13 protein-coding genes are annotated in these 15,027 nt (G+C 67.5%); 4 read left to right on the forward strand and 9 right to left on the reverse strand.

All coding sequences use genetic code 11. The features are described from left to right. Positions 1-94: 94 nt before the first annotated feature. Positions 95-892 (reverse strand): SDR family oxidoreductase, encoded by a 798-nt coding sequence (locus Q0309_RS11375; protein WP_299440722.1) that lies wholly within the window; start codon positions 890-892, stop codon positions 95-97. A gap of 47 nt (positions 893-939) precedes the next feature. Here Q0309_RS11375 and Q0309_RS11380 point away from each other — a divergent pair, with 47 nt between their 5' ends. Next, positions 940-1,620 (forward strand): SOS response-associated peptidase, encoded by a 681-nt coding sequence (locus Q0309_RS11380; protein WP_299440725.1) that lies wholly within the window; start codon positions 940-942, stop codon positions 1,618-1,620. Here Q0309_RS11380 and Q0309_RS11385 read toward each other — a convergent pair. Further along, on the reverse strand, positions 1,566-2,738 hold the full coding sequence (locus tag Q0309_RS11385) for a PAS domain-containing sensor histidine kinase (RefSeq protein ID WP_299440728.1): 1,173 nt from the start codon (positions 2,736-2,738) through the stop codon (positions 1,566-1,568). The genes Q0309_RS11380 and Q0309_RS11385 overlap by 55 nt on opposite strands. 316 nt (positions 2,739-3,054) lie before the next feature. On the opposite strand from Q0309_RS11385, the gene tldD reads away from it, so the two are divergent. Together tldD and Q0309_RS11395 are read left to right on the forward strand one after the other, a co-directional pair. Continuing rightward, positions 3,055-4,488 carry a metalloprotease TldD gene (gene tldD / locus Q0309_RS11390; RefSeq protein WP_299440731.1) on the forward strand — a complete coding sequence of 478 codons (1,434 nt, stop codon included), beginning with the start codon at positions 3,055-3,057 and terminating at the stop codon, positions 4,486-4,488. Between the two features lie 27 nt (positions 4,489-4,515). After that, complete coding sequence (locus tag Q0309_RS11395) at positions 4,516-4,695, forward strand: hypothetical protein (RefSeq protein ID WP_299440734.1); 180 nt, start codon at positions 4,516-4,518, stop codon at positions 4,693-4,695. Positions 4,696-4,998: 303 nt separating this feature from the next. Here the strand turns inward: Q0309_RS11395 and Q0309_RS11400 are convergent, their stop codons facing one another. The 7 genes from Q0309_RS11400 to Q0309_RS11430 all read right to left on the reverse strand — a co-directional run bounded on the left by Q0309_RS11400 (position 4,999) and on the right by Q0309_RS11430 (position 13,122). Next, positions 4,999-5,340 (reverse strand): rubredoxin, encoded by a 342-nt coding sequence (locus Q0309_RS11400; RefSeq protein ID WP_299440737.1) that lies wholly within the window; start codon positions 5,338-5,340, stop codon positions 4,999-5,001. Between the two features lie 228 nt (positions 5,341-5,568). After that, on the reverse strand, positions 5,569-7,617 hold the full coding sequence (locus tag Q0309_RS11405; protein ID WP_299440740.1) for a PhoX family phosphatase: 2,049 nt from the start codon (positions 7,615-7,617) through the stop codon (positions 5,569-5,571). A gap of 223 nt (positions 7,618-7,840) precedes the next feature. Beyond that, the gene (locus Q0309_RS11410) at positions 7,841-8,632 is read right to left on the reverse strand and encodes an ABC transporter ATP-binding protein (RefSeq protein ID WP_299440743.1); all 792 of its coding nucleotides are present in this window, start codon (positions 8,630-8,632) and stop codon (positions 7,841-7,843) included. Continuing rightward, complete coding sequence (locus tag Q0309_RS11415; protein WP_299440745.1) at positions 8,629-9,387, reverse strand: ABC transporter ATP-binding protein; 759 nt, start codon at positions 9,385-9,387, stop codon at positions 8,629-8,631. Before Q0309_RS11415 ends, Q0309_RS11410 begins: the two co-directional genes overlap by 4 nt. A 19-nt stretch (positions 9,388-9,406) precedes the next feature. Beyond that, complete coding sequence (locus Q0309_RS11420) at positions 9,407-10,564, reverse strand: branched-chain amino acid ABC transporter permease (protein WP_299440748.1); 1,158 nt, start codon at positions 10,562-10,564, stop codon at positions 9,407-9,409. Positions 10,565-10,568: 4 nt separating this feature from the next. Then, positions 10,569-11,597 carry a branched-chain amino acid ABC transporter permease gene (locus Q0309_RS11425; protein WP_299440751.1) on the reverse strand — a complete coding sequence of 343 codons (1,029 nt, stop codon included), beginning with the start codon at positions 11,595-11,597 and terminating at the stop codon, positions 10,569-10,571. A gap of 181 nt (positions 11,598-11,778) precedes the next feature. After that, complete coding sequence (locus tag Q0309_RS11430; protein ID WP_299440754.1) at positions 11,779-13,122, reverse strand: substrate-binding protein; 1,344 nt, start codon at positions 13,120-13,122, stop codon at positions 11,779-11,781. Between the two features lie 277 nt (positions 13,123-13,399). On the opposite strand from Q0309_RS11430, the gene Q0309_RS11435 reads away from it, so the two are divergent. Next, positions 13,400-14,971, forward strand: a complete 1,572-nt coding sequence (locus Q0309_RS11435; protein ID WP_299440757.1) for an XRE family transcriptional regulator — start codon at positions 13,400-13,402, stop codon at positions 14,969-14,971. The last annotated feature ends 56 nt before the right edge of the window (positions 14,972-15,027 follow it).

Below are 15,027 nucleotides of genomic sequence, written 5' to 3' on the forward strand. Positions count from 1 at the left end.
GTTCGGGCCGGTGTCGAACCGGCTCTGTGAGTGTCACCTCTGGAACGCGCCGCGCCGGTCTCTCGTTCCAACGGGTCCCACAGCCCGACCACCGTCACAACAGCCGCTGTCCCCCATCCACGAACACTTCGTTGCCCGTCACATAGCTGAAATCGGCGTCGCACAGGCGGTACACCACCCCCGCCACGTCGGCCACGGTGCCCATGCGGTCCAGCGGGATGCGCGGGATCAGAGCCTCGTATTCCTCGCTGATCATCTCGGTGGCGATCTCACCGGGGGCCACCGCGTTGACGCGCACGCCCAACTGGGCGAATTCGGCGGCCATCTCGCGCGTCAGGCCGGACAGCCCGGCCTTCGAGGTCGAGTAGGCCGAGCCGGCGAACGGATGCACATAGTGACCGGCGATCGACGTGATATTGATGATCGTGCCCTTGCCGCGCGACAGCTTGACGCCGAGCGCCCGGGCCAGTCGCAGCGGTGCGAAGAAGTTCAGCTCGAACACCTCATGCCAGCCCTCGATCGAGCCGTTGAGAATGCCCAGGCGTTCCTTGTACGGCGTCTTGGGGGAGACGCCCGCGTTGTTGATCAGGGCGTGCAGGGGCTCGTCGCCCAGGGCCTCGATGGTCTGGCGGGCGAAGCTGTCCAGGCTCTCGGCTTGCGCCAGGTCGGCCACGAAGTGGTGCGTCCACAGCGGGTCGCGCCGGCAATGGGCGGGCACGTCGCGCCGCGCGCAGGTGATCACCCGCCAGCCCTCGGCCATGAAGCGCGAGGCGATGGCATGACCGATGCCCTGGCTGGCGCCGGTGATGACCACCGAGTGACCGGTGTAGCGGGGTTCGTCCGGCGCCGGTCGGTTTTTCGGCTCGGCGAGGGGGTCGGTCGCGTCGGTCATGGGCGAGGGTCCTTGCGGTGGTCTCGAAAAGCCCCATCCTATCGTTCATGTGCTCTCGTTTCGAACTGAATGTGGCGCCGGACGATCTGTTGGCGCGGTTCGGCCTGGAGGCGCCGCCCGACGACGACGCGGCCACCCGAAGCGTGCTCGCGGGGCTGCCGAAGGCCGAAATCCGCCCGACCGACCAGGCGCCGGTGATCGGGCCACGGCGGGTGCCGGTGGCGCTGTCGTGGGGCTTTCGGGTGGACTGGGACGCCAAGCCGCTGATCAATGCGCGGGCCGAGACCCTGGCCGAGAAGCCCACGTTCCGCCGCTTCGTCGGCCACCGATGCCTGGTGCCGGCGACCGGGTTCTTCGAATGGGCCGCCGTGCCCGGCGCCCCCGCCCGCGCGCGCAAGCGGCGCCATCGGATCGCGCGGCCCGATGCCCCCTTGTGGGCCATGGCCGGCCTGGTGGACGGCCAGGGGCGGTTCACGGTCATCACCCGCGCGGCCACGGCGGCCATGGAGGGGCTGCATTCGCGGATGCCGGCCATCCTGGGCGACGCGAGGGCCGAGGCGGCCTGGCTCGACCCCGAGCGCCCGTTCGCCGACGTGCGTGGGCTGCTCTCGGCGTGGGACGGACCGCTGGCCGTCACCGCCGATCCCGATGGCCCCTCCGGCGCTGGCGTGGGTCAGGCCGACCTGTTTTCGACATCCGGGGCACTGGGGCCCGGCCCGGGCGGATAACTGACGGTGAAGGTGGTGCCGGTGTCCGGGGCGGTCGTGAACCCGATCGACCCGTGCAGGTACTTCTCGGTCAACAGTTTGGCGGCGTAGGTGCCAACGCCGCGCGCCTTGCCCTTGGTCGAAAAGAACCGTTGGAAGATCTTGCCCTTCACGGCTTCCGGCATGGCTGTTTCGTTGTGAACCGAGAACCAGACCTCGGAGCCGGACCCGCCGGTGCTGGCCGTGACCGTCTGGCCGGGCTGGCTGGCTTCCAGGGCGTTCTTCAAAAGGTTGATCAGGACCCGCGACAGCAGGCCTCGATCGCAGGCGAACGCGACGCCGCGCGCCTCCGGCGCCATCTCGAGTCGGCGTTCGCGCGAGACCGTGTGCTGACTGATGATGGCCACCATGTCGGACAGGAACTCGATCGAATTCAGCGTTTCGTAGACCGGCTGCAACATGCCGTCCTCGGCATGGATCATCAGCCGGTGGCTCTGGATCTCGTTGATCAGCGTGTCGCAGGCGACGACGATCCGCTCCATGTAGGCTTTCTGCGTCTCCGGGTCGAAATGGGGCAGGGCCTCCGACGAACTGCGGATCGACCCGGCGATGTTCATGACGTCATGCAGAAAGGCGCGTTCGATGTCGCGGTGCCAGAGCGTGTCCTTGATGTCCATCAGGGCGACGATGATGAAGATTTCGCCCTCGACGGTGATCCGGGTGGTGCGGATGACGGCGTTGACGGCGTCGCCGCCGCGCAGCGCCAGCTGGAACGGGCGCTGGTCGCGGCCGGTGGACTGGGCGCGCAGCATCGAGGCGATGGCCTCGCAGTTGCGGCAGGCGATCGCCGTGCCGCACCCGCCGGGGGCTTCGTCCATGTCCGCATGGATGCAGTTCACCGCCTCGCCGGCCCGCTGGCCCATGAAATCCAGCGTCTCGCCGCCGGGGACGAATTCGCGGAAGGCCGAGTTGGCGAACACGACTTGCCGGTTGCTGTTGAGAATGAACACCGGCGTGCTGACGCCGTCGAGGATCGCCGCCGGATAGTCGGCTCCGGCGACCTTCTTGGCCTGCGCCTCCAGCGTGTCCCGGTCCAGCCGTTCCGGCGGCGCGAAGTGTGTTTCGTTCAGATAGGCCATACGACCGACAGCACCCCCGGCATCCGCCCATCGCTTGTCGATGGGTCCCCATGCCCGACCGCGACACGGTTCTGGACGGGCCTTGTTCCTTGGAATGTCTCCCAATTAATGTCACGAAGTCGTTAAGAACTGAAGCCATTGCGCCTAACGTCCGTCACCGCGCGCGTGGTTCGGGGCCGTCGCGCCCCTCGATCGCGGGTTTGCGCCGGTGCCTTGACGTGGCCGCCCAGGACCCGATCTGCTAGGAAGCGGGGTGCGCGCCGTTCCCAGGGGCGGTCCCGCGCCCGACTCGTGATCGTTCCGGGAGACTGTTTCCATGCCGCATGATGCCCAGGCCGAGGCCCTGTTCTTTGACCGCGCCGGTCTCGACCGAGCACGGGTGACCACCATCGTCGACGATGCCCTGAGCGGCTGCGACGACGGGGCCTTGTTCCTGGAATACAAGCAGTCGGAGAGCTTCGCGCTCGACGACGGGCGCATCCGCAGTGCCTCGTTCGACACCGCGCAGGGCTTCGGTCTGCACGCCGAGGCCGGCGAGACGGTCGGGTTCGCCCACGCGACGCTGCTGGACGACGACGCGATCGCCCGCGCGGCCGAGACGGTCAAGGCCGTGCGCATCGGATCGGGCGGCACCCTGGCCCTACCGCCGCAGGGCACCAACCGGCACCTGTACACCGACGACAACCCCATCGACGGCCTGGCCATGGACCGCAAGGTCGCCGTGCTGTCGGCCATCGACGCCTACGCGCGCGGCAAGGATCCGCGCATCGTGCAGGTGATGGCCAGCCTGACCGCGTCGTGGCAGGCGGTGACCATCCTGCGCCCCGGGGGTGTGGCGGTGTCGGACATCCGGCCGCTGGTGCGCCTCAACGTGGCCCTGGTCGCGCGTCAGGGCGAGCGCATGGAAAGCGGCAGCCATGGCTGCGGCGGCCGCATGGTCTACGATACCTTCGTCACCGAGGAGCGCTGGCAGGCCGCCGTCGACGAGGCGTTCCGGCAGGCCTTGGTGAACCTGGAGAGTGTCGAGGCGCCGGCCGGCGAGATGCCGGTGGTGCTGGGCTCCGGCTGGCCCGGGGTGATGCTGCACGAGGCCGTGGGGCACGGCCTGGAAGGCGACTTCAACCGCAAGAAGACCTCGGCCTTCTGCGGCCGCCTGGGCGAGCGCGTGGCGGCGCCGGGCGTGACGGTGGTGGATGACGGGACCCTGCCGGACCGGCGCGGCTCGCTGTCGGTGGACGACGAGGGCACGCCGACCTCGCGCTCCGTGCTGATTGAGGACGGCATCCTCAAGGGCTATATGCAGGACCGCATGAACGCGCGCCTGATGGGCGTGGCGCCCACCGGCAACGGACGGCGCGAGTCGCACGCGCACCCGGTGCTGCCGCGCATGACCAACACCACGATGGAAGCCGGCGACAAGGACCCCGAGGAGATCATTCGTTCGGTCAAGAAGGGCCTGTACGCCGTGAACTTCGGCGGCGGGCAGGTGGACATCACCTCCGGCAAGTTCGTCTTTTCGGCGTCGGAAGCCTACCTGATCGAGGACGGCAAGGTCGGCCCTGCGGTCAAGGGCGCCACCCTGATCGGCCACGGGCCGGAGGCCCTGACCCGCGTCTCCATGATCGGCAATGACCTGGCGCTCGACCCCGGAATCGGCACCTGTGGCAAGGACGGGCAGGGCGTGCCGGTGGGGGTCGGCCAGCCGACAGTGCTGATGGACCGCCTGACGGTGGGTGGCACGGGGGCGTAAGCGATTGCCTGCCGGAGCGAGGCGGCCATGATCGTCACCACCGGTGAAGCGCAGGCCATGGAAGTGCTGGTCCTGCTGTCGCTGGCGCTGTTCATTGGCGTACAGGCGTTCCCGATGTCGCCGACGTGGCGCCGGCGCGGGCTGATCCTGGGTGCCGTGTGCCTGGGGGTGGCCGTCATTGGCACGATTGTCACGTGGCCCGGGTAGGGGTCATGGCACGCTGACCTGGCAGCCGAACTCGTACGTCTTGTGGGCCTTGCCCTTGCCGATGCGCTCCACCTCCGGGGTGTACCCGCCAATAGACCTTGGGCAGAGGCCCTAGGCCGCCCGCTCAACCCGGGAACTCGAACGCTTGCGCCAGCGGGCCGATGCCCTTTTGCGAAAACCAGCCTCGCTCAAGGACATCGTGCGCCACTTGCGCGAGGGCGTGCCTCAGGGCGCGCCGGTGTGAGGCGGCCCTTGGGCTGGTTCGCGCGGGGTGCAGCAGCGATCCGCCCTCGTCCGCGCCCATCACGTCTCCTTGACGAACCAGTCCTTGCCGGCGCCGCAGATCGGGCAGCGCCAGTCGCTCGGCAGATCCTCGAACGCCGTGTTGGGCGGGATGGGGTGACCGCCGACGATGTTTACAGGGTCGCCCTTCTCGGGGTGATAATAGTAGGGGTCGCATTCGTTGAACGTGCAGACCCACACCTGCTTGAGAGGGTCATAGGACGCGTTCGCCGCATCGGTTCCGGCCTTGGCCCGCGACGGACCCACGCCCACCAGGGCGGGGGCGCACAGGCCGAGCAGCGCGGCGGGTAGACCGCGCAACAGGGCGCGGCGGCTGGCCGAGTTGAGACGGGAGAAGGTCATGGGATCACCTCCGTTGCCTTTTCTCACAATGCGCTATCGTCGTGGGGGGCAGGATGCGCCTCGTGCGACCGCGCGGCCTTGACGGCGCGCAACGCGGCAGCGCGTGTCATCCAATCGTCATCCTGTCATCAAGACCGGTCACCCCGAGCGGTCACCCCGACGGAAAGGCCGGCCGGAGTCATCCCCCGGCCGGCCCTCTCAAGGTCGGACGTCAGCCGTCGGTCGGGATCAGCCGATGGCGCCGCCGCCCGTCTTCACCAGAACCTGCACTGCCGGGCGCGCGGGCATGGCCTCGTCGAAGTCCGGCCAGCGGGTCGACGGGTTTTCGAAGGTGCTGCCCTTCTCGTCCGCCGGGTGCTGGACGGCCGCGAAGTAGGCGCTGTCGTCCGGGGTGAACTCCGGACCGCACAGCTCCGCGCCGCGCGGGCAGGCGTAGAAGCGCCGCGTGATGGCGCGACCCGGCCCATGCACGTCGGCGGCCCAGACGCCATCGGCGATGCCGCTCTTCGGACCGCCGTCGGTGGAGATCCAGATGCGGCCCTTGCTGTCAAAGGCGACGTTGTCGGGGCAGGACAGCCAGCCGTTCTCGCCGACATCACCGCCGTACTTGGCGCCATCCTCGTCCTTGGCCGGGTCACCGGCCAGCAGGAAAATGTCCCAGGTGTACTGGTCGGCGGTGTGGTCGGCGTTGGCGCCGTCGCCGTCCGGAGCGGTGCCCGGCGGAATGATCTCTACCACGTGACCATGACGGTTGTGGGCGCGGGTGTTGGCGACGTTAAGGTCGTCACCCTCGCGCTTGGTGTTGTTGGTCATCATCGCGTAGATGATGCCGTTGACCGGGTTCGGCTCGACGTCCTCGGGGCGGTCCATCGGGGTGGCGCCCACCAGATCGGCGGCCTTGCGGGTGTCGATCAGAACGTCGGCCTGGCTGTTGAAGCCGTTCTCCGGGGTCAGCGGACCCTCGCCGAACACCAGCGGGTTCCAGTCCAGCGTGCCGTCCTCATTGAACTTGGCGACCGACAGCGTGCCCTCGTCCAGCAGGTCCATGTTGGCGGCGCGGTCGTTCGGGTTGAACTTATTCTTGGTCACGAAGCGATAGACGTACTCAAAGCGCTGGTCGTCACCGGCGTAGACCACCACATGACCGCTCTTGTCGAGGGCGGTGGTGGCGCCTTCGTGCTTGAAGCGGCCCAGGGTGGTGCGCTTCTTGGGCACGGAATTGGGATCATACGGGTCGTATTCGATCATCCAGCCGAACCGGTTGGGCTCGTTCGGCTCCTTCTCGACGTTGAAGCGGTCGTGGAAGTTGCCCCAGGCATAGCGGCCGCCGCCGACGCCGTAGCGCTCGTAGTTCTCGGCCTCCGCCGTCTTGGTGACGTCACCCATGAAGTAGCCGTGGAAGTTCTCCTCGGCGAACAGGATGGTGCCCCAGGGGGTCTTGCCGCCGGCGCAATTGTTGACCGTGCCGATCACGTTGGTGCCGGTCGGGTCGGCGCTGGTCTTCAGGCGGTCGGAGCCGGCGGCCGGACCGGTCAACTCGAACTCGGTTTCCAACGCGGTAAAGCGGCGGTTCAGCGGGCTGTCCTTGACCACGCTCCAGGTGTTGCCCTCGCGCTTGATCTCGACGACGGCATGGCCGTGGGCGGCCATCTCGATGTCAACCTGCTCGGCGGTCAGGTCCTCGGCACTCGGGCTGCCCGGGAACATGAGGTCCGGGTTGGTGTACTCGTGGTTCACGCACAGCAGGCCGTGGTCGGAGGTGTTGGAGCCGACTGGCAGTGGCATGAAGCCGACATAGTCGTTGTTGTAGCCGAACTGCTTGGACTGGGACTCGGCCGTCTGGTTCATCGGGTTGAACTCGGGCGCGCCCGCGACCACCGGGTCGCCCCAGCGAATCAGCGTCTGGATCTCGTAACCCTCGGCGACGTGGCTATTCTCGTCATAGCTGTGCGGCAGGCCGGGGAAGGTCAGGGTGCTGGCGCCCTCGGCGGCCTGGGCCGCGCGCGGCGCAATGGCCGTGCCCAAGGCGCCGGCCGCGCTGGCCAGCGCCACGGAGGCGGCGGCGCCCTTCATCAGGCCGCGACGACTGAGGGTCTTGCCGCTAAACAGGCTGGCGGCGACGACGCCACCGACGGCGGTCGCGGCCACGCCGGCCGGTGTGCCGATCTGGCTCAGGCGGGCGGCGAGAATGGACTCGAACGGCCGCTCGGTCGAGCGGTTGACGGCGACATCGTCGTCGGCTTCAAGGCGTTGGCCAAAGGTCAAGTGGTCGTGCATGGGAGACTCCGTTGGATGCTCTTCGCGGAAGAGATCTTTCGCGCGACCGGGGCGGATATTATCGCCTCCGCCCCCACCATCGCGCGAACCATCATCGTTTGGAGTCTAGGCTGGCCTCCCCATGCCCGCAATCGGAACACTGTGAAGATTGAGCGACGCCTTGGCGTCGGAACAATTACACTTTCGCGTCAGAAGTATTGCGCCACCTTCGGGCCGCACCGCACTACACCGCCAAATACTCGTGCCGCAGGTCCTCGTTGTCGAGCACCTCTTTCGCCGTGCCGTCGTAGACGACCTCGCCCATGTCGAGGATGACAGCGCGGTCGGCCAGGTGCAGGGCGGCAAGGGCGTTCTGTTCGACGATGATCGTCGTCATGCCCAGGTCGCGGACCTTCTGCAGCGTTTTTTCGATTTCCTGCACAATGACCGGCGCCAGGCCCTCGTACGGCTCGTCGAGCAGCAGCAGCTTCACGTCCCGCGCCAGCGTGCGGGCGATGGCCAGCATCTGTTGCTCGCCGCCCGACAGGGTGGTGCCTTCCTGGTTCTTGCGTTCGCCCAGGCGCGGGAACAGCTCGTAGATCTGCTCCAGCGACCAGCCCTTGGGCGGCGCGATCTGGGCGAGTTGCAGGTTCTGCTGCACCGTCAGGCCCTGGATGACGCGACGGTCTTCCGGCACCAAGCCGACGCCCAGGCGGGAGGCCTGATAGGCCTTCATGCGGTGGAGCGGCTGGCCGGCCAGCCACACCTCGCCCTGGGTCAGGTGCGGCTCGGCCAGGCGGGCGATGGTGCGCAGGGTCGAGGTCTTGCCGGCGCCGTTGCGCCCGAGCAGGGCCAGGATCTCGCTTTCCTTCATGGAGAAGTTGACACCCTGGACGATGTAGCTCTCGCCATAATAGGCGTGCAAGTCGTGGGCCTGGAAGTACGGCGCGTCGGCGCGCGAGGTGGCGGCGGCGGCGGCGCCGCCCGCCGGCGCGGCGGCCGGGATGACGCGGTCGAGGGGCGTGGGGGCGTTCATACGTGTGCTCCTCCCAGATAGGCCTCTTTCACCTTGGGGTCGCCCTTGATCTGTTCCGGCGTGCCCTCGACGATCGGGTGGCCCTGCGCGAACACGGTGATGCGGTCGGCCAGCGAGAACACGACGTGCATGTCGTGCTCGATGATGATCTTGGTGACCCCGTGCTGCTCCGACATGCGGGCCAGCAGGTCGATGGTGTTGTTGGTGTCGGCGCGCGACATGCCGGCGGTGGGCTCGTCCAACAGCACCAGTTTGGGGCGCTGCACCAGGCACATGGCCAGCTCCAGGCGGCGCTTGTCGCCGCGCGACAGGTTGCCCGAGTGGTCGTTGCGCTTGTCGGCGAGGCCGACGTCGGCCAGCATGGCCTCGGCGCGGTCGCGCACGTCGGGCTGTTTGTCCACCCGGCGCCATGTGTTGATGCGGAACGCGCCGTCGCGCACCGCCAGCGCCGGGATCATGACGTTTTCCAGCAGCGTCAGGTCGCTGAAGATTTCGGGCGTCTGGAACACCCGGGCGACGCCGGCCTGGTTGATCTCGTGCGGCGACAAGCCCAACAGCGAGCGGCCATTGAACTTGACCGTGCCGGTATCCGGGCGCAAGCGGCCGACGAAGCAGTTCAGCAGCGTCGACTTGCCGGCGCCGTTGGGGCCGATGATGGCGTGCAGCGAGCCTTCCTCGATGTCGAGGTTGACGTTGTTCAGCGCCTTCAGGCCGCCGAAGCTCTTGTTGACGTTCTGGACCTGGAGAATGCCCATCGGTGTGTCTCCCTCGACCCTATTCGGCGGCCTGCGGCTGGGCCTGGTGGCCTGAGCCCCCGCCCTTGCCGCGACGGGCCACTGCGGCCTGGATACGGTGCCCGCCCTCGATCAGGCCTCCGGGCAGGAAGATGACGATCAGCATGAACAGCAGGCCGAGCGTCAGGTGCCAGCCCTCGCCGACGAACAGGCCGGCCACCGAGACCACGGCGCCTTCGATCCCGTCGGGCAGGAAGCCGAAGATGTTATGCAGGGTCTGCTCGTTGAAGGCCGAGAAGATGTTTTCGGAATACTTGATGATGCCCGCGCCGAGCATGGGGCCGAGCAGGGTGCCGGCGCCGCCCAGGATGGTCATGAGCACCACCTCGCCCGAGGCCGTCCACTGCATCCGTTCGGCGCCGGCCAGGGGGTCGGTCACGCACAGCAGGGCGCCGGCCAGGCCGGCGTACATGCCGGAGATGACGAACGCGGTCAGCGCGTAGGGGCGGGTGCTGATGCCGGTGTAGTTCATGCGGTTCTGGTTGGACTTGATGGCCATCAGCATCAGCCCGAACGGCGAGCGGAAGATCCGGAACGAGATGAACATGCCGATCAGCAGCCAGACCGCGCAGAAATAGAAGCCGGGCAGGCCACTCATTTCCATCCCGAACAGATTGGTGACCAGCGGCCCGTCGACCTCGCCGGCGCCCATCATGTGGTCGAGCACGCGCGGATCGCTGTTCAGCACCCGCAGGCCGGTTTCGCCATTGGTGATCGGCGTCAGAACCGAGTAGGCGAGATTGTAGGACATCTGGGCGAAGGCCAGCGTCAGGATGGCGAAGTAGATGCCGGTCCGGCGCAGGCTGACGTAGCCGATCACCCAGGCAAACGCGCCGGCCAGCAGAATGGCCAGGGCGATGGCCGGCAACGGGTTCATGCCCAGCAGCTTGAAGCTCCAGACGGCGGTGTAGGACCCCACCCCCAGGAACGCGGCGTGGCCGAAGGACAGATAGCCGGTCAGGCCGAACAGGATGTTGAAGCCGATGGCGAACAGGCCATAGATCGCGAACTTCTGCATCAGGTCGGGATAGGCGGCGCCGAACGGCACCAGCCACACCGGCATGGCCAGGATCAACACGGCGAAGAGGCTGAAGCGAATCGCGTCCCCGTGGGCCGTCTCTCGTACGATTTTCGTCATGACCTCAGCCCTCCATCACGCCCTTGCGGCCCATGAGACCGCGCGGCCGCACCAGCAGAATGATGACGGCCACCAGATAGATGATGATCTGGTCGATGCCGGGGAAAATGCTCTTGACCTCGGTCATGGAGGCGAAGGACTGCAGGATCCCAAGCATGAACCCTGCGGCGACCGCGCCCGGCAGGCTGCCCATGCCGCCCACCACGACCACCACGAACGACAGCACCAGGAAGTCCATGCCCATGTGGTAGTCGGGCGGCAGGATGGGCGTGTACATCACCCCGGCCAGGCCGGCGACCACGGCGGCCAGCCCGAACACGACCGTGAAGCGCTTTTCGATGTCGATGCCGAACAGGCCCACGGTCTCGCGGTCGGCCATGCCGGCGCGCACCACCATGCCGAACGTGGTCAACTGCAGGAAGGCGAAGACGCAGCCGATGACGATGGCGGAGAACAGGAAGTAGACCAGTCGCCAGTACGGATAGACGATGTTCCCCGGCTCGAATCCGAACAGCGCCCCGATATCCGCCGCCGCGCGAAGCGTGTCCGGCGGATTTTGCGGAATGGGGTTGGCGCCGAAAAAGGACTTGATGATCTCCTGCAGGACGATCGCCAGGCCGAAGGTCACCAGGATCTGCTCGGCGTGCGGTCGCCGGTAGAAGAACTGGATCAGCCCCCGTTCCATGATCAGGCCGATGACGATCATCACCGGGATCGCGGCCAGGATGGAGAACGGCACCGAGTAATCGAGGATGAAGGTGCCGGTGGGACCCAGCCACTCCTCGATCATCGGCACGCGTATCTCGACGGGGGAGCCCCACGGCGTGGTTTGCGTCGGGTCGATGGTGACCTTCTCCAGGCCGATCAACTGATTGAAGGTGACGGCGCAGAACGCCCCCAGCATGAACAACGCCCCGTGGGCGAAGTTGACGACCCCGAGGGTGCCGAACACCAGGGTCAGGCCGAGCGCGATCAGGGCGTAGGCACCGCCCTTGTCGAGCCCGTTCAGAATTTGGAGAAGGATCGCATCCATTCGCCAACGCTCCTTGGGGGCCCGCCTGCGGCCGCTCCGTCATCGGGAACGGGACGCGCGACCGGGCCGTGGACCGAATGACGTCGACCAAGGACGCCGCAAGAGGCTTGCGGCGGCCGGAGACGCGGCGCGGTCGCCCCGGGATCGGAGCGACCGCGCCTGGGATGGGTGTGGGTCCGGCTTAGGCGCCGTTGTTGCACTCGCCCAGTTCGCCGCCGAAGATCGACGGGTCGTAGGTGACCTGCTCGGCCGGAACCTCCTGGACGACTTCCAGGATGTCGAACTGCGAGGTCGGGTTCTCGTTCCCCTTCACCACCAGGACCTTCTTGAAGCACTGGTGGTCGGCGGCGCGGTACAGCGTCGGGCCGTTGCCCATGCCGTCGAACTCGAAGCCTTCCAGCGCCTCGACCACGCCGCACGGCGCGAAGGTGCCGGCCCGCTCGCAGGCGTCGGCGTACAGGATCGCCTGGACGTAGCAGGTGTGCGCGGCCTGGGACGGCGGGAAGCCGTACTCCTCGCCGAAGGACTTCACGAAGGCCTTGGAGCCCTCGTCCTGCAGCGACCAGTGCCAGTTGGTGGTGCCCAGGATGCCCTTGACGTTCTCGCCCGCGCCCTGCGCCATCAGGCGGGAATACAGCGGCACGACCACGGCGAAGTCCTTGCCGTTGACCTGCTTGTCGCGCAGGCCGAACTGCACGGCCTGGGTCAGGCTGTTCACCATGTCCTTGCCGTAGTGGTTCAGGATCAGCACGTCGGCGTCGGAGTTCAGCACCGGCGTGATGTACTGCGAGAAGTCACCGGCGCCCAGCGGCGTGCGGACGGCGTTGACCGTCTCCCAGCCCAGGGCCTCGGTGGAGTTCTTGATCGACTCTTCCTGGGTCCAGCCCCAGGTGTAGTCGGCGGTCAGGTGATAGGCCTTGCGGTCGTTGCCGTACTCGTCCTTCAGCACCGGGGCCAGCGCGGCGCCGGACATGTAGGCGTTGAAGAAGTGGCGGAAGCCGTTGCGACGCTTGTCCTTGCCGGTGGTGTCGTTGGAGTGCGTCAGGCCGGCCATGAAGATGACGCCGGCTTCCTGGCACAGGGACTGCACCGCGATGGCCACACCGGAGGACGAGCCGCCGGTGATCATAAGGGCGCCGTCCTTCTCGATCATGCGCTTGGCGCTGGCGCGGGCCGCATCGGACTTGGTCTGGGTGTCACCGGTGACGAACGCGACCTTCTTGCCCAGAACGCCATTCCCGGTCAGGACGGTCGGGTTCATGGTGTTCAACATGCCGCCGTCGCCCTCGCCGTTCAGGTGCTTGACGGCAAGCTGGTAGGCGCGCAGCTCGTCGGCGCCCTCGTCGGCGTACGGGCCGGTCTGCGGCACGTTGAAGCCGAAGGTGACGGTGTCGCCGGTCGGCTTGTTCAGGTAGTCCGCCGCCCAGGCCTTGGAGCTGAAGATGGTCGGCATGGCCAGACCGGCACCAACGGCGGCGCCGCCCTTGAGCACACCACGACGGCTGGGATTCAAGAAATCAACCATTGCGTTCCTCCCTGTGGATCATACGGCGTGGCTCGGCCCGAGGGGTGTCCCGGCCATGGCTGCCGCCGCCCGGCGCCCACGCGATCGAAGCCCGCTCCGCGCTCTGTCTGCGGCGGTTCATCCGGGCTTTCTGGCGTTGTGTTACAGGTCCCTTGTAAAAATGACAATAAAATATTGATTTGCCAGCCGCTTTTTGTAACAAATTGTCTTTGCGGAGCGCCGAGTTTGTCAAATTTTCCACCTTGCGGCGCACAAGGGCGAGGGATGGGAGGCCTGGATGGAGAGCGGGTTCGGGCTGAAGATCCGGGAAAAGCGCAAGACCCTCGGCCTGACGCAAGCCGAGGTGGCCCGGTCGGTGGGCATCTCCACGTCGTATTTCAATCTCATCGAGCGCGGCAAGCGATCCATTGGCGGGGCCTTGCTGTTGCGGATCGCCCGCGCCCTGGACCTTGATCCGGCGGCGCTGGACGACGACGCGGAACGCCGGCTGGTCACCGAACTGACGGAAACGGCGGCCGATCCCTTGCTCAGCGGTCTTGACCTGGATGCGGCGGCGGTGCCGGCCCTGGTCGGGCGCCATCCCGCCTGGGCGCGCGCCTTGGCCCTGCTGCACCGAGAATGCCGCGATCGCGGCGAGGTGATCTCCGCCATGTCCGATCGTCTCAGTCAGGATCCGTTCCTGTCCGACGTCGTGCACCGGATGCTGACGACGATCGCCGGCATCCGCTCGACGGCCGAGATCCTGGACAGCGTGGATGACCTGGAGGCGACCCAGTCGCGGCGCTTCCGCGCCAATCTGGCGGCCGAAAGCACGCGGCTGTCCGAGGCGGCTCAGGCCCTGGCGGACTTCTTCGACCGCTCGGAGGCGCCGAAGCAGGCCATCACACCGGGCGAGGAGGTGGACGACTTCATCATCGCCCATGGCAATCACTTCCCGGCCCTGGAAGAGGGCACCGCCCGCTTGCGCGCGCGCCTGGGCGCCAACGCGGCGGGCGGACCGGTGGCGCTGGCCGCGGTTCTGGCGTCCAGAAAGGACGTCGCCGAGGGTAACCACCGCCCGCTCAGTGCGCCGCGCCGCGCCCGGGCCGGGTATCGAAACGGGGGGCATGGCGAGGACCCGCTGTGGGACGGGGACGAGACGGCCAGCGAGGCGGGGCGGCGGTTCGCGATGGCTCGCCACGCCGTGCTGCATGATCTGAAGGACACCATCGACGACCTTGTCGCGAAGGCGCCGCAGTTGATTTCCGAGGAGGCTCGGCAGCGCGTGGTCAGTGTCCTGGCTTCGTATGGCGCGGCCGCGCTGCTGTTTCCCTACGACCCATTCCTGGAGGACGCCGAGCGCCTGCGTTACGACATCGGCCTGATGCGCCGGCGCTACCAGGCCAGTTTCGAACAGATCTGCCAGCGGCTGGTCAGCCTGCGGCGGCCGGGGGCGGAGGGCGTGCCCTTTGCCATGTTGCGGGTCGATCCGGCGGGCAACCTGTCGAAACGCTTTCCCTTGCCGCGTCTTCCCATGCCCCGGCACGGCGCGGCCTGCCCGCTGTGGGCGGTCTATCGGGCCTTCCAGACGCCCGGGCCGGTGGTGCGGCAGCTGGTTGAACTGCCGGCCGGTGACCGGTTCCTGTTTGTTGCCCGGGTCGTGCGCAAGGGAGTGGACAGCTTCGCCGTGCCCGCGCGGCAGCTTTCGGTGGCCATCGTCTGTCATGCCCAGTATGCGGATCGCTTGGTGTATGGCGACGGGCTGGACCTGTCCGGACGGGCGCGGGCGGAGCCCGTTGGCGTCTCCTGCCGGGTCTGTCCGCGCGTCGACTGTCAGCACCGGGCCGAGGACCCCATTGTTCCGACCTGAGCGGCAGGGGAATCGGGTGAACGGGTCATGCCGTGACGACGCTTGCGAGGTAGTCG

This window comes from uncultured Rhodospira sp., from assembly GCF_937138205.1.
GTDB lineage: Bacteria > Pseudomonadota > Alphaproteobacteria > Rhodospirillales > Rhodospirillaceae > Rhodospira.